The sequence below is a fragment of the Qipengyuania sp. MTN3-11 genome, assembly GCF_042851825.1.
Lineage (GTDB): Bacteria > Pseudomonadota > Alphaproteobacteria > Sphingomonadales > Sphingomonadaceae > Qipengyuania.
The window spans coordinates 1,057,229-1,075,463 of sequence record NZ_BTGM01000001.1; the positions used below are offsets into that span (position 1 = coordinate 1,057,229).

Below are 18,235 nucleotides of genomic sequence, written 5' to 3' on the forward strand. Positions count from 1 at the left end.
GCGTTGCAATGCGGGGTACCTTGACCCCATCTTGAACGCCGATGCTGCGCCAGTACGAACTCGTAGAGCGGGTCAAGGAATACGACCCCGACGCCGACGAGGCGATGCTCAACCGCGCCTATGTCTACACTGTGCAGAAGCACGGCACGCAGACGCGGGCGAGCGGCGATCCCTATTTCAGCCATCCGGTCGAGGTTGCCGGGCTGATGACCGACCTCAAGCTCGACCAGGAGACCATCGCCACCGCGCTGCTCCACGACACGGTCGAGGACACGCTGGCGACGATCGACGATATCGAGGCGAATTTCGGGCCCGATGTCGCCCGGCTGGTCGACGGCGTGACCAAGCTTTCCAAGATCGAGCAGTTGCCGGAGAACGAACGCGCGGCGGAGAACCTGCGCAAGTTCCTGCTCGCCATGAGCGAGGACATCCGCGTCCTGCTGGTCAAGCTGGGCGATCGCTTGCACAACATGCGCACGCTGCATTTCATCAAGAATCCGGAAAAGCGCCGCCGGATCGCGCGCGAGACCATGGATATTTACGCCCCGCTTGCCGAGCGGGTGGGGATGTACGAATATATGCGCGAGATGCAGCTGCTCGCCTTCGAGCAGCTCGAGCCCGAAGGCTACGCGACCATCACCGGGCGGCTCACGCAGCTGCGCGAACAGGATGGCGGGCATGTCGACGCGATCGCGCTGGCCATCAAGCAGGCGCTGGCCGAGGCCGGTCTGCAGGTCGAGGTTTCCGGGCGCGAGAAGCACCCGTTCAGCATCTGGCGCAAGATGGCGGAACGGCACGTCAGCTTCGAGCAGGTGACCGACATCATGGCCTTCCGCGTGCTGACCGACGACCCCGTCGACTGCTACCGCGCGCTGGGCGTGCTGCACACGACCTGGCAGTTCCTGCCGGGCAGGTTCAAGGACTATATCTCGACGCCGAAGACCAACGGCTACCGCTCGCTCCACACCAGCCTGATGTACGAGAATTCGATGCGGGTGGAGGTGCAGATCCGCACGCGCGAAATGCACCGGCTCAACGAATTCGGCTTCGCCGCGCACTGGGCCTACAAGCAGGGCGGGCGGCCCGACGGACAGGTCGGCTGGCTGCGTGACCTGATCGAGATCGTCGATGCGAGCCACGATGCCGAGGAGCTGCTCGAGCACACGAGGCTGGCGATCTACCAGGATCGCATCTTCGCCTTCACGCCCAAGGGCGCGCTGTTCCAGTTGCCGATCGGGGCCACGGCGGTCGATTTCGCCTTCGCCGTCCACACCGATCTCGGGGCGCAGACCGTGGGCGCGAAGATCAACGGGCGGCACATGCCGCTGCGCACCCCCCTGGCCAATGGCGACGTGGTCGAGATCCTCAAGGGCAAGGATGCCGAACCGCAATTGTCTTGGCTCGGCTATGTCGTCACCGGCAAGGCGCGTGCGGCCATCCGCCGCGCGGTGCGACAGAAGGAACGCGCCGAAGTCGCCGAGATCGGGCAGAAGCTGTTCGCCGCCATCGCCGACCGCGTTCCGGCGCGGATCGGCAAGAAGGCCATCCGCCAGGCGCTCGAACGGCTCGAGATGGAGGAGGAAGACGATCTCTATTACGCGATCGGGGCGGCCAAGATCACCGATCCCGAGATCATGGAAGCGCTCCTGCCCGGGTGTACCGAGGAGCTTCCCGAACAGCCCAAATGGGGGAAGAGCGAGCTTTCGATTCGGGGTCTGACCGCCGGGGTGGGCTACGAGCTGGCCGATTGCTGCCATCCGGTGCCGGGCGACCGGATCGTCGGCACCCGCCGTCCGGGCGAGAAGGTGGAAGTGCACACGATCGATTGCCACGCACTTGCCAGCGGGATCGATTCCGACTGGCTGGACCTGTCATGGGGCACGCGTGCCGCCGGTGCGGTCGGGCGATTGCGGGTGACGCTATACGACCGGCCGGGAACGCTGGCCGATACGCTGGCGATCTTCGCGCAGAACCACGCCAATGTCCGCGCGCTCGAACTGGTTCACAACGATCCGCCCTTCGGCAGTTACGAGATGGATCTCGAGGTGCAGGACGTGTCTCATCTCAATCGGATTCTCAGCGCCCTGAGGGCCAGCGATTCGATCGCGGGCGCGGAACGGGTCTAGCCGGCCTCGCCGACCCGGCGAACAGGCACCGGGATGTTGCAGATATCGGCCCCGCCCGCGGGCACGATGAAGAAGGGATCGCGGCGGTTGGCGCGCGCCTCGGCGTAGCGAGCAAAGGTTTCGCTGTCGGTGGCGAGGTATTCGAAGCGAGGCTGTTCGGCTTCCGCAAGGTCGCTGGCGACGCGGACCGAGCGGATCGGAGTGCGCTTGTCCGCCTCCTCCGGCGTGTAGAAGCCGAGCGCCCCCGAACCGCGCGGCAGGCTGGAAAGGTGCTCCATTCCCTCGATCACGCGCCCCACCAGCGCGATGTTGCGATCGAGATGGCGCGGCGCGTGCCCGATCACCGTGTAAAGCTCCGCGCCCGATCCGGTGTCCGGAGACATTCCTCGGCCGACGCCGACCATGCCATAGCAGTGGACGGGCCATTTGGCATCGGCCCGCCACCCGATCGGCCACCCGGAGTAGAAGCCATGGTGGTTGGCGTAGGGTCCGTCCGCCCACTTGAACCAGGTCGCCTCGCCGGCCGTCCGGAGATCCGTGTACTCGGTCTGCGGTACCACCATCAATCCGCCGGGTAGGGGCTTGGCCTCGCCTTCCGCTTCGGGATTGTCGTAGTTCGGATCGCCCCACTGGGTAACGTAATTGTCCTGCACGCGGTTGACGCTGATTCCGTCGTACCAGCGGGTGCGGGCGAGGGTGCGGATGTTCTCGATCCAGCCCTGGCTGAAGGGTTCGGGCATCAGCTGGATGACCACGCGGCGGGCCTGGCCGTCGCGGCCTGCCGCGAGGTCCATGACCAGCAGGTCGTCGGCCGCGATCCCGATCCAGTCGCCTGGATCTGCGGCGGCGACGATCTCTCCGGGCGAAGGCGCCGGCGCAGCCTCCTGCGCGGCGAGCGGCAGGGCGAGGGCGGCGATGGCAAGTGAGGCCCAGAGTGTGCGTTTCATGCACATCGTCTGACACGGAAAGTGCCAACGAAAAAGCCCCTCTCCACGCGTTTTCGGGGGCGGAGAGGGGCTTTCGGGGCGATGTTCGCAGGGAATGCTTTGCCGCGCAACACCGCCTGTCAGGGAGGGTATCGGATCAACGCGCCGAACAGCGAAAAGGTTTCCCGCAAGCTGGGCCTGACCGCGTGAAAAATGCTCGCCTGTCCGGTTCGGCGAGCTTGGAAACGGGGGCCGGGCGTGCCACGATGGCCGCCTCATGCCGCATACCCTCCATGATCGCCTCTGTTCGGCACCGATCATCCCGCTGATCGATGACGATAATGCCGAACGCTCGGTGCGGACCGCCGCGGCCCTTCGCGATGGCGGACTGGGCGTGATCGAGGTGGTCATGCGCAGCGATGGCGCGCAGGCCGCGATGGAGGCTGTCATCGGCAAGGTCGAGGACGTCGTCGTCGGCGCGGGGACGGTTTTGACGCTGGACCAGGCGAAATCGGTTCTGGCGAGCGGTGCGCAATTCGTCGTCAGCCCGGGGCTGGTCGAGGACATCGTCGAGCACTGCCTGGGGGAGGGCGTACCGGTCTATCCCGGCACCATGACCGCGGGCGAGGTCCAGCGCGCCCATGCCATGGGGCTCGATACGGTAAAGTTCTTCCCTGCCAGCCTCGCCGGCGGCGTGCCGATGCTGAAGGCTCTTTCAGCCGTCTTCCGGCAGATGCGCTTCATGCCCACCGGGGGCATTTCGCCTCAGAACCTGGCGGAATACCTGGCCCTCGACGGCGTGATCGCCTGCGGCGGGAGCTGGCTGACACCGGACGATGCGAACGCGTCGGGAGATTTTGCGCAGATCACCCGGCTGGCGCAGGAGGCGCTGCGGATCGCCGGAACGGTTCGGGGGTAGTTCGGCCCAAATTCAGGACGTGACCGGCGTGCGGAGCCGATCGCATACGGCCTGCGCAACGCCTGTCGTACTGGCGCTGCCGCCGATGTCTGCGGTGCCGATCCCATCGGCCAGGCACCGGGCCACGGCGGTTTCAATCTCGGCGGCAGCAGCCTCTTCGCCGAGGGCATGGCGCAGCAGCATCGCCCCGCTCAGGATCGCGCCGACCGGGTTCGCCTTTCCTTCGCCAGCGATATCGGGGGCGGAGCCGTGGATCGGCTCGTAGAGCCCGCCATGGCTTTCCGAGAGCGAGGCCGAGGGCGCGAGGCCGATCGAACCGGCGATCACCGAGGCTTCGTCGCTCAGGATGTCGCCGAACATGTTCTCGGTCAGGATCACGTCGAAAGCTGACGGCCGTTCGATCAGCTTCATCGCCATTGCGTCGACCAGCACGTGGTCGAGTGCGATGTCGGGATATTCGGCGTCGCGAAGCGCGACCACCGCCTTGCGCCACAGGCGACTGCTGGCGAGGACATTGGCCTTGTCGACCGAGGTGAGGCGGCCAGACCGCGAGCGCGCCGCATCAAAGCCGATACGCGCGACCCGCTCCACCTCGTGGCGTGAATAGGCACACAGGTCGGATGCGCGCTGCTCGCCTTCCTCCTTCGCGCCGAAATAAATGCCCCCGGTCAGTTCGCGCACGATCAGCATGTCGGTACCGGTCGCGCGCTCGGGCTTCAGCGGCGAGAGGTGCTCGAGGCCGGGAAAGAGCCGGACGGGGCGCAAATTGGCGAAGGTGCCGAGTGCCTGGCGCAGCGCGAGCAGGCCCGCTTCTGGGCGCGGCCCGCCCCCGTCCCACTGCGGTCCGCCCACCGCCCCGAGGAAGACAGCGTCGGCCTTCTTGCAGGCCTCGGCCGTCGCGTCGGGAAAGGGATCGCCGCAGGCATCGATGGCACAGCCGCCGATCGCGTGACTTTCGAAGGCAAGCGACAAATCGTGCCCCTTCGACACCCCTTCGAGCACCGTGCGCACCGCCTTCGTCACCTCGGGCCCGATCCCGTCGCCGGGCAGAAGAACGATGTTCCTCGTCGTCATGCGGCCGCCGCCTCGAATGCAGCTATGCGGCTTTCGTGGGCGAGGATGTGACCCAGTGGGTCCACCCCGTCGAGCAGGCAGCGCCGCGCGAAGGGCTCGACTGAAAAGGACGCACGCGATCCATCGTCCAGCACCACAGTGCAGTCTTCGAGATCGATCCCGACGCGAATGCCCGGGTTTGCCAGAAGCAGGGCATGGGTATGCGCATCGATTTCCACCGGAAGCAGTCCGTTCTTCAAGGCATTGCTCTTGAAGATATCGGCGATTTGCGTGCTGATCACTACGCGAAAGCCGTAGTCGAGGAGGGCCCACGGGGCATGTTCGCGCGATGAGCCGCAGCCGAAGTTCGCGCCCGCGACGAGAACCTGCCGATCGCCCGCTCCGACAACGGGAAAGGGCGTCGCGTTCTTGGGCTGGTCGTCGGCAGTGTAGCGCCAGTCGTAAAAGGCGCATTGTCCCAGACCCGCGCGATCGGTGGTGGTGAGGAAGCGCGCCGGAATGATCTGATCGGTGTCGATATTGGCCTGTGGCAGCACCAGCGTGCGCGATTCCAGCCGATTGAAGGGCTCAAGCCGCATCGCGCGTCTCCGGCGAGGGATCGAGATAGGGGGTTGGATCGGCGATATGGCCGGCAAGGGCACAGGCGGCGGCGGTCGCCGGACCGGCGAGAACCGTGCGCACGCCCTTGCCCTGCCGCCCGATGAAATTGCGGTTCGATGTCGAGACGACCAGTTCGCCGGGATCGCCCTGATCGCCGTTCATGGCAATGCACATCGAACAGCCGGGCAGGCGCCATTCCGCCCCGGCCTCCGTGAAGATCGTATCGAGACCTTCGGCTTCGGCCTGGTTGCGGACTGCCTCGGACCCGGGAACGACGAGTGCGGTGACCCCGGGGGCAACCTTGCGGCCGCGCATCACCGCAGCCGCCTCGCGCAGGTCGGACAGCCGCGAATTGGTGCAGCTGCCGATGAAGACGCGCTGCACCGCCATTTCGGCGAAGGGTCGCTCGGGCACGAAGCGCATGTACTCCGCCGCCTCGCGCTCGCCGTCGTTGGCGGGAACCGGTGCGTTTGCAGCGGCGGGTGCGGCGGCATCGGGAGAGACGCCGAAGGTGATCATCGGGCGGATCGCCGCGGCATCGATGGCGACCTCGCGGTCGAATGCAGCTTCGGGATCGGAGGGGAGTGCGCGCCAGCGTTCGAGCGCACGCTCCCAATCTTCGTGCCGGGGTGCGCGTTCGCGGCCTTCGAGATAGGCGAAGGTCGTTTCGTCCGGGGCGACCATGCCGACGCGCGCGCCTGCCTCGATCGCCATGTTGCACAGGGTCATCCGCGCCTCCATCGACAGCGCCTCGACCGCGGGACCGGCGAACTCCACCGCGTAGCCCCGGCCGCCGTCGGCGCCGATCTGCGCGATCATGGCGAGCGCCATGTCCTTCGCGCCGACCCCGGGGGCGAGCGCGCCGTCGAAACGGATCCGCATCGACCGGGGCTTGCGCTGGAGCAGGCACTGGGTCGCCAGCACATGTCCGACCTCGGTGGTGCCGATGCCGAAGGCCAGCGCGCCGAACGCGCCATGGGTGGAGGTATGGCTGTCGCCGCACACGATCGTCTTGCCCGGCTGGGTGAGCCCGAGTTCGGGTCCCACGACATGAACGATGCCGCGCCGCGGATCGTCCAAACCGAGCAGGTCTATGCCATGCCGTTCGCAATTCGCCTCGAGCTGGTGGACCTGCTTCTCGGCGGCATCGGTCGCATAGGGCGGCCGCCCGTCGGGACCGGGGGGCAGGGTGGGTGTCGAATGGTCGAGCGTCGCCTGGGTCAGATCGGAGCGGCGCACGCGCAGGCCGCGCTCTTCGAGCATCGCGAATGCTTGAGGCGAGGTAACCTCGTGGACGAGATGAAGGTCGATGAAGAGGATCGCCGGGCTCTCGTCGCTTTCGGGGACCACGACATGCGCATCCCACAGCTTGTCGAAGAGCGAACGCGGCGGCTGTTCGGGTGTAACCACGGCTCATCTCCCGTCAGGCGGCATCGGCCAGCCGGGTGGCCCGCGCCTGCCGTGCATGGTTGTTGAACGCCGCCAGAAGAGCCTCGGCTGCCGCGACCACCACATCGGTATGCTGGCTGCGGCCGGATACTCCTGCACCGTCGACCGTCAGGCTAACCTCTATCTCCATCTCGCGTCCCAGCTGATGCGCATCGACGCTGTCGAGCGTGCCCCGCACCTCCGCCGCAACGCAGAACGCATCGGTCAGCGCTTCGAACGGGCCGGTTCCGTGGCCGATCGTGGTCAGTCGCCCGCGCTCCGCGTGGTCGAGGGTGACCTTCGCGGTCGGTCGGGAATTGCCCGCCGTGCCGGTCCGCATCTCGACCCGCACCAGCTCCCAGGCGTGACCCTGGCCGTCCTCCGCGACGAGGTCGCACAGATCGTTGTCGGTGACTTCGCGCTTGGTATCGGCGAGGCGCTTGAAATCGGAGAAGAGCTGCTCGAACCGATTGCTCCCGAGATCGTGCCCCAGCGCCTCCAGACGGGCCCGCAGCGCGTGCTTGCCGCTATGTTTGCCGAGCACCAGCGCGTTGGACGGCAACCCGATATCCTCCGGGCTCATGATCTCGTAGTTGCGGCGGTCGGCAAGCACACCGTGCTGGTGGATGCCCGCCTCGTGGGCGAAGGCGTTGCGCCCGACAATCGCCTTGTTGCGCGGCGGGGCGTTGCCGGTGGTTTCGCCCAGCAACCGGCTGACGGCATAGAGCTCGCGCGTTTCGACGCCGGTGGTCGCGCGATAATGGTCCGGTCTGGTCCGCAAAGCCATCACGACCTCTTCGAGCGCGCAATTGCCCGCCCGCTCGCCGATCCCGTTGATCGCGCATTCGATCTGGCCCGCGCCGCCACGGACCGCAGCAAGACTGTTGGCGACCGCCATGCCCAGATCGTCGTGGTTATGCGTTGAGAAGATGACGTGATCGGGCCGCGCGACATTCGTGGTGAGGTCGGCGAAAAGCGCGTGGATTTCCTCCGGCGAAGTATAGCCGACCGTATCGGGAACGTTCAGCACGTCGGCGCCGGCAGCCGCGGCGCATTCCAGAACTTCCTTGAGGAAGGCGCGATCGGTGCGGATCGCATCCTCGGGCGAGAATTCGACTTCGGCGAACCGCCCCCTTGCCGAATGCAGTGCCCGCTCGATCGCGGTCAGCGCTTCGGCATGGGTCATCCTGTGCTTCGTTCTGAGATGCAGTTCGCTGGTGCCGAGGAAGAGATGGATGCGGGTGCGCTGCGCGGGGGCGAGCGCGCGCTCGGCCGCCTCGATATCGGGTTCGACCGCGCGAGCGAGCGAGCACAACACCGGCGTGTCCGGCCGCTGCCCGATCTCGCTCGCGATGGCATGGATCGCCTCGGCATCGCCGGGAGAGGCGGCGGCAAAGCCCACCTCCATCACATCCACCTTCAGCTTCGCAAGCGCGCGCGCCATTGCGAGCTTCTGGGCCGTGTTCATCGAGAATCCGGGGGCCTGTTCACCGTCGCGCAGGCTGGTGTCGAAGATCGCGATCTGCCGGGGAGCATCCTCATGCGTTTGCGACACGGGCTACCTCCGCTACCGGAGGGGCATTGGTCAGGCGGATCGTGCTCTCGATATCTTGCAGCCTGTCCAACTGCCGCAGGAGGGTATCGACCCGGCGCGATGCATCGCGCGGTTCGATCGCCAGGGTCATCACCGAGCGATCCCCGTCGCTCCCCATCTGCATGGAACGGACGGAGAAGGCCCGCGCCTCGATGACCCCGAGAATGCGGCGCAGAGCGCCTTCGGCGCAGCGGAATTCGATGCGGACATGCTCAAGGTTCATCGCGTTTCTCCATCATTTCGGCATTGGATGCGCCGGGCGGGACCAGTGGCCAGACGTTTTCTTCAGGGTCTATCCGGACATGGGCGAGGATCGGCCCGCGGGCTTCCATCAGGCGGGTGATCGCGCCGTCGACCTCGTCATGGCGTTCGATGCAGAAGGCCTCGATCCCGAAGGCGTTGGCGACTTCGACGAAGTCCGGATTATCCGAAAGATCGACTTCCGAATAATTACCGGCGAAAAACAGCTCCTGCCACTGGCGGACGAGACCGAGCATGGCATTGTCGATCAGCACGATCTTGACCGGAATTCCGTAGCGCCGCAGCGTTGCCAATTCCTGGATGTTCATCTGGAACCCGCCATCGCCGCAGATCGCAAAGACATCCGCCTCGGGATCGGCGAGCTTGGCGCCGATCGCTGCGGGCAGGCCATAGCCCATCGCTCCCAGGCCACCCGACGTTAGATGCGCGCGAGGATGCGCGAAGCGGCAATGCTGGGCGACCCACATCTGGTGCTGGCCGACATCGCAGGCGGCGACGAAACTGTCGCCGACCCGTTCGGACAATTGCTTGAGCAGGGCGGGGGCATAGATGCCGTTCCCCGGAGCGTCGTAGCGCGGCGGCTGGGCGGCGCGCATGGCGGCGACCGCGTCGCACCATTCGGCGATGTCGCCGGGCGCGAAATCGATCGCCGCGAGGCTCGACTTGAGATTGCTGCAAACCGGCGCGTGGGCGTGGCGCAACTTGCCCATCTCGGCGGCATCGACGTCGATGTGGACGATCGAGGCGTGGGGCGCGAATTCGGCGAGCTTGCCGGTCGCCCGGTCGTCGAACCGCGCGCCGACGACGATCAGGAGATCGCTCTCCTGGACTGCCAGATTAGCGGCGCGGTGACCGTGCATGCCGAGCATGCCGAGCATCGCCGGGTGTTCCGGGGGCAGCACGCCCAGCCCCTGGAGCGTCGCGACGGCGGGAATGCCGCTCGCATCGACGATGCGCCGGATCATCTCGGTCGCCTCGGCTCGCCCGATCCCGCCGCCGAGGTAGAACAGCGGACGTTCGGCAGCGGCGATCAGTCGTTCCGCCTCGGCCACCGCCTCGGGCGAGGGGGAGGGCAGGATTTCGGCCTGGCCGCGCCACTTGCGCGGCGGTTCGCACACTGCCTGCTGGACGTCCTTGGGCAGATCGACCAGCACCGGGCCGGGGCGGCCGCTCTCGGCGATGGAGAAGGCTTCGCTCAGTGCCGCGGGGATGTCCTCCGGCCGGCGGACGATCACCGAATGCTTCACGATCGGCATGGTCATGCCGAAGATGTCGGTTTCCTGGAAGGCGTCCGTCCCCATCATCGGCTGCGCGACCTGGCCGGTGATCGCCACCATCGGGACCGAATCGAGATAGGCGTTGGCGATTCCGGTGATGAGATTGGTCGCGCCCGGACCGGAGGTGGCGAGGCAGACCCCCGCCCGACCTGTCATCCGGCCGTAGGCATCGGCGGCGAAGGCCGCCGCCTGTTCGTGGCGGACCAGGATGTGACGGGTCTTCCCATGCGCGATCGCATCGTAGACCGGCATGATCGCGCCACCGGGATAGCCGAACACGCAATCGACCCCGAGCGCGGCCAACGTGTCCACTACCAGCTGCGCACCGGTGCGGGTGGCGGGCTCGGTATCCGGTTCGGGCAGTGTCTGGGTCATCGCGTTCATGGTTCTCGCTCGGTTAGGCCGCGTTCAGGCGGCCTTCTGCGCCTTCTTCTCGCCGGTCTGGAGCCACGGCATCAGTGCGCGCAATTCGCGGCCGGTGGCCTCGATCGGGTGGCCCAGATCGGCGGCCTGCATGGCGTCGTATTGGGTCTTCCCGGCCTCGTTCTCGGCGATCCAGTTGCGCGCGAAGGTGCCGTTCTGGATGTCGGCGAGAATGTCCTTCATGCGGGCGCGCGTCTCGTCGTTGATCACCCGCGGTCCGGAGACCAGATCGCCGTAGATCGCGGTCTCGGAGATGAATTCGTGCATCTTCGCGAAGCCGCCCTCGTAGAGCAGGTCGACGATCAGCTTGAGCTCGTGGAGGCACTCGTAATAGGCGATCTCGGGCTGGTATCCCGCCTCGACCAGGGTCTCGAAGCCGGCGGCGACGAGTTCGGTCGCACCGCCGCACAGCACCGCCTGCTCGCCGAAGAGATCGGTCTCGGTCTCCTCGCGGAAGCTCGTCTCGATCGCCCCCGCCGTGGTTCCGCCGATCAGGCTGGCATAGGCGAGGGCGCGCTCGCGCGCTTCGCCGGTCGCGTCCTGGCGCACGGCGAAAAGACAGGGCACCCCGGCGCCCCGTTCGTATTCGCGGCGGACGAGGTCTCCGGGGCCCTTGGGCGCGACCAGGATCACGTCGATCCCCGCGGCGGGCTGGATGCGTTCGTAGAGCACGGTGAAGCCGTGGGCGACGAGCACCGCATCGCCCTGCTCGAGATGGGGCGCGATTTCGGAAGCGAAGATCGCCTCATGGCTCATGTCCGGGGTCAGCAGGGCGATCAGCGAGGCAGCCTTCGCAGCTTCGGCAACCGGTTTTACGGTCAGTCCGTCGGCGCGGGCCCGGGCTGCGGTGGGCGACCCGTCGCGCAGGCCGACGATGACCTCGCAACCGCTGTCCTTGAGGTTGAGCGCATGGGCGCGGCCCTGGCTGCCGTAGCCGATGATGGCGACGGGCTTGCCCCTCACCAAATCGGGCTTGGCGTCGGCATCGGTGTAAACCTTGATCGTCTTGGGCATGGTAGAATCTCTCTCTTTTCTATTCGGTGACGGGTGGGATGGTCGTCGCGCCGTAGGCGGCGGACGAGACGAGACGGGCGTATTTGTCGAAGACCCCGCCGAGGCGATTGGGCTCGCGCGGCGTGTGCGCGGCGCGGCGGGCGTCCCAGTCTATATCGGCGTCGATCCGCCGGGTTTCGGCATCGATATGAATTGTGTCGCCTTCGGCGATCAGCGCGAGCGGGCCACCTGCGGCGGCTTCGGGCGAGCAGTGTCCGATGACGAAACCGTGGCTCGCACCGGAAAAGCGCCCGTCGGTAATCAGCGCAACCTTGCCGGCAAGCCCCTGACCCGCGAGCGCGGCGGTGACCGCCAGCATCTCGCGCATGCCGGGGCCGCCGGACGGCCCTTCGTAGCGAATGACGACGACGTCGCCCTCGCGGATCTCGTTGGCATTGACCGCGGCGAAGCAGGCTTCTTCCCCATCGAAGACCCGCGCCGGTCCTGCGAAGGACCCGGTTCCGTAGCCGGCGGTCTTGAGCACCGCGCCTTCGGGGGCGAGATCGCCATAGAGGATGCTGAGGCCACCGGTCGCCTTGACCGGATCGGCGGGCGATTTGACGACCTGCTGGCCTTCGGTCTCCTGCGCTTCGGCCAGCTCCGCGAACAGGCTGCGGCCGGTGACCGTGGGCGTGTCTTCCAGCATCCCCGCATCGGCCAGACGCTTGCCGAACAGCGGAACACCGCCAGCGGCAAAGAGGTCGCGCGCCAGGAACCGGCCCCCAGGCTTGAGATCGGTGATGACGGGGACACTGCGGGAAAGCTCGTCGAAAATCTCGATCGGGAAGGCGAAGCCGGCCTCGGCGGCGATGGCGGGCAGGTGAAGCACGGCATTGGTCGAACCACCGCTGGCGACCACCGCGGTCGCCGCGTTGCGCAGGGAAGCCGGGGTCACGAAACTGCGGGCCGATATGCCTTCGCGGGCCAGTTTCGCCGCCAACCTGCCGCAGCGTGCCGCCTCGGCGCTCTTGGCCGCGTGGGTCGCCGGGGGATCGCCAGCGCCCATCGGGCTGATGCCCATCATGGTGAGCGCCATCGCCATGGTGTTGGCGGTGAACTGGCCACCGCAAGCGCCCGCGCCGGGGCAGGCCGCACGCTCGACCCGGTCGAGCTCGGCATTGCTCATGTCGCCCTTGGCATGGGCACCGACCGCCTCGAAGACGTCCTGGATGGATAGATCGCGCCCGTCGAGCCGGCCGGGCATGATGGTGCCGCCGTAGAAGACGAGACCGGGGATGTTCAGCCGCGCCAACGCCATCGCTGCGGCTGGAATGGTCTTGTCGCATCCGACCAGAATGATCGCCGCATCGAGCGAGTGGCCTTTGACCGCCAGTTCGATGGAATCCGCGATGATCTCGCGGCTGATGAGGGAGGCTCGCATGCCCTCGCCGCCCATGGTGATCCCGTCGGAGACCACGATGGTGTTGAAATCGACGGGCGTCGCGCCGCCGCAGCGCAGGCCTTCGCGGATCGGTTCGGCCAGGCTTGCGAGATGCATGTTGCACGGTGTGACGGTCGACCAGGTGTTGACCACCGCGACCATCGGTTGCGCCATCTGGGCGTCGGTGAAGCCCGCTCCCCGCAGCATGGCACGCGCGGGCGCCTTGGCCGGACCCTTCGTGATCGCATCGGAGCGTTTGGCGGAATTTTCGGTCATTCGTGTGTTCGTCCCGCGGGTGGCAACCCCGGACGGACCCATAAAAAACCCCGCTGTCCTTTCGGAGAGCGGGGTTCCGGGAGGTCCGTCAGGCTTGGCTCAGCCGATGGGCACTCCCCCCCGCTCGATAATAAGTACCAGTACAAGTACGAGAAGCGAGGCAAGGCCCAGCGCGGTCAGCGCCGTACCATTGTCATTGCGGATGTCGGCCTTGGCCAGCATTCGTCGAGCCTCGCAAATGCAGCAAAATTGCTGCGTTGCGGGGCAGAATATAAGGAAATCCGATCAGATCAAGCAATAATTTGTCTTTTCTCGTTGTCGGTCGGGGGCGGGCCCCTGATTCACACTGCTTACTCACTCTCCGCGAAGGATCACCCGGCGTGTCGAGGGTATAGCCACCCAGCAGCAATGCTCCTCTGGCGGGACGGATTCCTGACTGTCGTCCTTCTCCGTCCCATTCTGCCAGGCCAAGGCGCGCCGGACCGCCATGACCGCCCATCGGATCGCCCCGGACAGACCATGCGGTACCGCGCGCGACCCCGATACACCATTCAGCGCGGGAGCGGCTTCGACGAGTCCGAGAAGCGCGACCTCGTCGGAGGAAAAGGTCCGCGCGCAACAACTCTCCCGCTTCAGAGGTCGACCCAGTTCGCCTTCGACGAGTTCGAAGAGGCTCGCGCAGGCCAAGGCTGTTTCGTCGGGGAGCCGGAGATCCGCGGCCAGGGAATACACGGGCGCAAGTCCCATCGTTCCTTCTTCCCGGGCCATCGACCAGACGCGGAAGAGTCGGACCAGGATAGCTTTGGCGAAACAGCTGTCGGTTGCGAGCATGAAGACTCCTTGGGTGGGACCACGCCCAAGTCATTTCACGATTTGGATGCGGATGCGAATCACTCGCATTAGCGGGGACGAGGGTAGGAGGATCGAGGTGCGCGCGGGAAAACTGCCCGACGGGTTTCGCGTTAGGCTGCCAGCGCCGCCGATGGCCGGAGGAGTGCCAGCAGGCTCGCAGCCTCCATCGGCTTCCCGATATGATAACCCTGGGCGTAATCGCAGCCCATCGAACGCAGGAAATCGAGACATTCTTCGTCCTCGATCCCTTCGGCGACCACCTCCAGCCCGAGCTGGTGCGCGAGTTCCACCGTCGATCCTACCAGAAGCGCATCGCCGTGGTCGCGGTGCGCATTCTGGACGAAGCTGCGGTCGATCTTGAGCTCGTTGAGCGGCAGACCCTTGAGATAGGACAGGGTGGACTGGCCGGTCCCGTAATCGTCCATCGAGATGGCGATGCCGAGATCGCGAAACCGCTGCAGCGCCTCACGCGCCGCGTCGAACCCGCCGATGGTCGCGGATTCGGTAATCTCGAAAATGAGCTGGCGGCAGGCAACGTCCGGTCCGCGCAGGATCGTATCGACACGTTCAATAAAGCCGGGCGAAGACACGAGCCCTGCCGAGATATTGACCGCGAGCCGGATCTCCACACCCACCGCGCTCCACTCCCGGATGTCCGCGATTGCCCGTTGCAGCACGAAAATCGTCAGTTCGTCGATGCGGTCGCTTTCTTCGGCAAGCGGGATGAAGGTGTCGGGGCGCAGATTGCCGCGCGTCGGATGATGCCAGCGGATGAGCGCTTCGGCGCTGGCGATCCGATTGCTTCGCAGGTCGAGCTTGGGCTGGTAGAACACCGTGACCTCGCCGTTGTGGAGCGCGTCCTCCAGCTCGCCCATCAGCGAAAGCTGCTGCTCGAGCGCGGCACGTTCGGCCTGTTCGTGGTAGGCGAAGGCGGCCCCCTTCTTGAGCGCGAGGCTGGCTGCGTGGAGAGCATCGCTGGCGGCGCAATCCTCGGCGATGCCGAATGCGAGCCGGGTATCGACCCGGCGACCCGACACCTCCACCGGGTTGCGCATGATCGCCGCGAGGCCCTGCAGCTGGCCGTCGAGCTCGAAGGGTTCGAGCGACGAGACCCAGGCCAGCGCACGATCATCGATACGGTAGATCGGCCCTTCGCATCCGGCCACGCGCAGGCGATCCTCGAGCCGGGCGAGGAGCCCGGCGATCGACTCTTGACCGACCACCATCTTCACGGCATCGAATTCGTCGATCATCGCCGCCACGACGCGGTGGCCGGAACCCGAACCGACGCGCTTCTCCAGCGCGCGGCGATTGGGCAGCCCGCTTTCGGGATCGATCGACTGCCTCTCTTCGAATTCCCGATGAACCAGCACCGCCCATCTTGCGCATGCGGCAGCGGCGATTGCGATGAGTGCGGGCGCGATCTCGATCCGCAGCGCGAATTGGCTGGCCCCGAAGTGGAGCAGCGCGGCAAGCATCGCCGCGCCCGCCAAGGACCTCCCGCCGATCCGATTGCGCGTCGATGCCGCGAGGATCCAGCAGGCGAAGAGCGCGGCGATGGTCAGAGGCAGCCGCCACCCGACAGTGACCGGCATCCCGGACAGCAGCGTTTCCGCCGCGATTGCCTGGATTATCACGCCCGGCTGCACCCCGTACATCGGCACCGCATAGCGATCTCCCATCTCGATGGCGGTGGCACCGATCACCACATCCTTGCCGCGGAAGGTCCCCGGCTCGAATTCGCCGCGTTCGACTGCAATGAAGCTGTGGCGGGGCAGGCTGTCGGGGCTGATGGCGAAATCGATCGGGAAATCCTCGCCTGCCGCGCCCGAACGGTGGGCGAGCTGCGCGGATAGCGAGGGGCGGGGCGCGCCGGCGTTTAAAGTGCCCACCGGCATCTCGCGCACAATCCCGTCCGCGCCCGGACGGACCGACACCGAGCCCAGCAGCGCGTGCTCGCGCAGAGCGGGTATCGGCAGCGAATCCAGCTGGCGTTCTTCGCTGAACCCCGCCCGCTGGGCGAAGACCGGGAGGACCACGGTGGCACTCGCGTTAGACAGGGAACGAGCGAAGCGCTGGTCCTGCTCGGCCGTCGAGGGTGTGGAGAAATCGACGTCGAAGGCGATCGTGCGCGCGCCCGCTTGGTCGAGCCGGTCGACGAGCCGCGCATAGTGCGAACGATCCCACGGCCAGCGGCGGATGGCGGCGATGCTCGCGGCATCCATCTCGACGACGTGGATCTGGCCGCTGGCAGGCGCCATGCGCGCCGCGAAACCGATGTTCTGCAGCGTGTTCTCGATCGGCCGGACCGCACCCGATGCCGCGAAGAGCGCGACGGCTACGGCAAGCGCCAGCGTGGCAATCAACCGCACTGCGAAGGGTCGCGGTGCGAACCGCGCGAAAACGCGGTCGGGAAAGCGGATCGACATCGATGGCCTAGCTGGCGATTTCGCCGTCAGTCATCGTCATCGTCGTCATCGTCTTCATCGTCCTCGTCCTCGTCGTCTTCGTCTTCATCGTCGTCGTCGTCCTCGTCTTCGTCTTCATCGTCGTCGTAATCTTCGTCATCATCCTCGCCATCGAGATCGAGCCCGACGCAGATACCGAGCGCACCGATAAGGCAGTCGTCCTCATCGCCGCCCAGGTCGTCTTCGGGCTCCGGCTCCGGTTCGGGCAGCGGCTCGGGTTCCGGCTCCGGCTCCGGCTCCGGCTCCGACTCCGGCTCCGGCTCTGGTTCAGGTTCCGGCTCGGGCATCGGCTCGGGGCCGGGCATCGGCTCCGGTTCAGGACCCGGGGGCGGACCAGGCGGCGGCTCGTGGTCATGATCGTGATCGTGATCGTGATCGTGATCGTGACCGGGCTCCGGCTCCGGCTCAGGCTCCGGCGTAGGTTCCGGTTCGGGCAGCGGCTCGAGTTCCGGCTCCGGCTCGGGCTCCGGCGTAGGTTCCGGTTGAGGCTCCGGTACAGGCTGGGGGTCGGTCCCTGGCTGTTCGTCCGGTTCCGGTTCCGGCTCCGGCTCCGGCGTCGGGTCCGCCTCCGGCTCTTCCGGTTCGGTGGGGGTCTGGACCGGGCCCTCGGCAAGGTCGGGAACCTCGGGACGACCGCCACGACCGGCGAGCACCGCGGCATCGGCCACGATCCGGGCGGCGAAGTCGATGGTTTCCCCGGCCAACAGCCCTCCCGAAAGATCGGACAGATCGGCTGCCTCGCTGCTGTATACCGAAGTGATGAACCGGACCGGGGCCGCGACCGCCGCCTCGCCCGCTCCATCAGTAATGCTCGCGGGGACACTGCCGGACGTGATCGCCGCAGCAGCCGGGGGTACCGCCGGAGCGGTGCCGTCCGCCGGACGCGACGGAGAATCGAGCACCCGGCGCTCGGCGCCTTCCACGACTAGGCGATAGCGGTCGTCGGCCGCCACCATCGCCACCGCGCCCGGCATCACCAGGTCGCGCGCGCCGCCGTCGTCGGTCGACACTTCGACCGCGCCTTCCAGCACCTGCATCGAGGCCCCCTCGGGCGCGACGGTCACGGTGAACACGGTCCCTTTGACCACGGCGGCGAGATATTCGGTCTTCACGCCGAAATGCGGATCGGGCTGTTTGCCGATGTTGAACAGCGCGCTGCCGAAGTCCTGGACGATCTGTATCACGGAGCGCTCGCGGGTGGGGGCGGGGATGCGGATCTGCGAATTGCGCCGGAGGGTCACGAATTCGCGCCCGCGCACCAGCACCGCATTGCCGTCATTGCCGGTCCGGACCACGGCACCGCTTGGAACGCGCGCACCCGGCCGCGCTGCCACGGTTCCCGCCTCGCCGCGGATGGTGACCTGCCCCTGCATCTCGCTGACCTGCCACGGTCCGGTCTGCGCCAGCGCGCTGGTGCTTCCCAGCAGCGCTGCGAGGGTCGAAAGCTTGACGATTGTGCGGTGCACGGCACTCTCCTTCGAGCGTGCCATAGGGGAAAATACCCACCCAAGTGGTTGAAGCGCAGGGTAAACACTTCCTGAAATTGACGAAAATTAAAGGACTTACCGCCGATAAGG

15 protein-coding genes are annotated in these 18,235 nt (G+C 66.6%); 2 read left to right on the forward strand and 13 right to left on the reverse strand.

From position 1 onward, the window contains the following. Positions 1 to 41: 41 nt before the first annotated feature. A complete protein-coding gene (locus tag ACGHN1_RS05080; protein ID WP_390548928.1) occupies positions 42 to 2,126 on the forward strand; it encodes a RelA/SpoT family protein in 2,085 nt (694 codons plus the stop codon). Here ACGHN1_RS05080 and ACGHN1_RS05085 read toward each other — a convergent pair. Next, positions 2,123 to 3,073, reverse strand: coding sequence for a peptidylprolyl isomerase (locus ACGHN1_RS05085; protein WP_390548930.1), 951 nt, complete (start codon positions 3,071 to 3,073; stop codon positions 2,123 to 2,125). The genes ACGHN1_RS05080 and ACGHN1_RS05085 overlap by 4 nt on opposite strands. Before the next feature lie 256 nt (positions 3,074 to 3,329). Here ACGHN1_RS05085 and ACGHN1_RS05090 point away from each other — a divergent pair, with 256 nt between their 5' ends. Beyond that, positions 3,330 to 3,971, forward strand: a complete 642-nt coding sequence (locus tag ACGHN1_RS05090; RefSeq protein ID WP_390548932.1) for a bifunctional 4-hydroxy-2-oxoglutarate aldolase/2-dehydro-3-deoxy-phosphogluconate aldolase — start codon at positions 3,330 to 3,332, stop codon at positions 3,969 to 3,971. Between the two features lie 12 nt (positions 3,972 to 3,983). Here the strand turns inward: ACGHN1_RS05090 and leuB are convergent, their stop codons facing one another. From leuB to ACGHN1_RS05150, 12 genes are all read right to left on the reverse strand, one after another. Continuing rightward, entirely contained in the window at positions 3,984 to 5,045 is a 1,062-nt protein-coding gene (leuB, locus tag ACGHN1_RS05095; RefSeq protein ID WP_390548934.1) for a 3-isopropylmalate dehydrogenase, read from the reverse strand. Further along, positions 5,042 to 5,623, reverse strand: coding sequence for a 3-isopropylmalate dehydratase small subunit (leuD, locus tag ACGHN1_RS05100; RefSeq protein ID WP_390548936.1), 582 nt, complete (start codon positions 5,621 to 5,623; stop codon positions 5,042 to 5,044). The genes leuB and leuD overlap by 4 nt, the downstream gene beginning before the upstream one ends. Continuing rightward, complete coding sequence (leuC, locus tag ACGHN1_RS05105; protein WP_390548938.1) at positions 5,613 to 7,055, reverse strand: 3-isopropylmalate dehydratase large subunit; 1,443 nt, start codon at positions 7,053 to 7,055, stop codon at positions 5,613 to 5,615. Before leuC ends, leuD begins: the two co-directional genes overlap by 11 nt. Positions 7,056 to 7,068: 13 nt before the next feature. Then, on the reverse strand, positions 7,069 to 8,628 hold the full coding sequence (locus ACGHN1_RS05110; protein ID WP_390548940.1) for a 2-isopropylmalate synthase: 1,560 nt from the start codon (positions 8,626 to 8,628) through the stop codon (positions 7,069 to 7,071). Beyond that, positions 8,612 to 8,890: an ACT domain-containing protein gene (locus ACGHN1_RS05115; protein WP_390548941.1), complete on the reverse strand. Its 279-nt coding sequence runs from the start codon at positions 8,888 to 8,890 to the stop codon at positions 8,612 to 8,614. Before ACGHN1_RS05115 ends, ACGHN1_RS05110 begins: the two co-directional genes overlap by 17 nt. Next, positions 8,880 to 10,589 (reverse strand): acetolactate synthase 2 catalytic subunit, encoded by a 1,710-nt coding sequence (gene ilvG, locus ACGHN1_RS05120; RefSeq protein WP_390548943.1) that lies wholly within the window; start codon positions 10,587 to 10,589, stop codon positions 8,880 to 8,882. The genes ACGHN1_RS05115 and ilvG overlap by 11 nt, the downstream gene beginning before the upstream one ends. A 24-nt stretch (positions 10,590 to 10,613) precedes the next feature. Next, positions 10,614 to 11,642 (reverse strand): ketol-acid reductoisomerase, encoded by a 1,029-nt coding sequence (gene ilvC / locus ACGHN1_RS05125; RefSeq protein ID WP_390548945.1) that lies wholly within the window; start codon positions 11,640 to 11,642, stop codon positions 10,614 to 10,616. 19 nt (positions 11,643 to 11,661) lie between these two features. Further along, the gene (locus ACGHN1_RS05130) at positions 11,662 to 13,338 is read right to left on the reverse strand and encodes a dihydroxy-acid dehydratase (RefSeq protein WP_390548947.1); all 1,677 of its coding nucleotides are present in this window, start codon (positions 13,336 to 13,338) and stop codon (positions 11,662 to 11,664) included. Between the two features lie 99 nt (positions 13,339 to 13,437). Then, positions 13,438 to 13,560, reverse strand: coding sequence for a hypothetical protein (locus tag ACGHN1_RS05135; RefSeq protein WP_390548949.1), 123 nt, complete (start codon positions 13,558 to 13,560; stop codon positions 13,438 to 13,440). A 132-nt stretch (positions 13,561 to 13,692) separates the two neighbouring features. Beyond that, positions 13,693 to 14,169 carry a hypothetical protein gene (locus ACGHN1_RS05140; protein ID WP_390548951.1) on the reverse strand — a complete coding sequence of 159 codons (477 nt, stop codon included), beginning with the start codon at positions 14,167 to 14,169 and terminating at the stop codon, positions 13,693 to 13,695. A gap of 131 nt (positions 14,170 to 14,300) precedes the next feature. Next, a complete protein-coding gene (locus ACGHN1_RS05145) occupies positions 14,301 to 16,619 on the reverse strand; it encodes a putative bifunctional diguanylate cyclase/phosphodiesterase (RefSeq protein ID WP_390548953.1) in 2,319 nt (772 codons plus the stop codon). Positions 16,620 to 16,645: 26 nt separating this feature from the next. Further along, positions 16,646 to 18,124, reverse strand: coding sequence for a FecR domain-containing protein (locus tag ACGHN1_RS05150; protein ID WP_390548955.1), 1,479 nt, complete (start codon positions 18,122 to 18,124; stop codon positions 16,646 to 16,648). Positions 18,125 to 18,235: the final 111 nt, after the last annotated feature.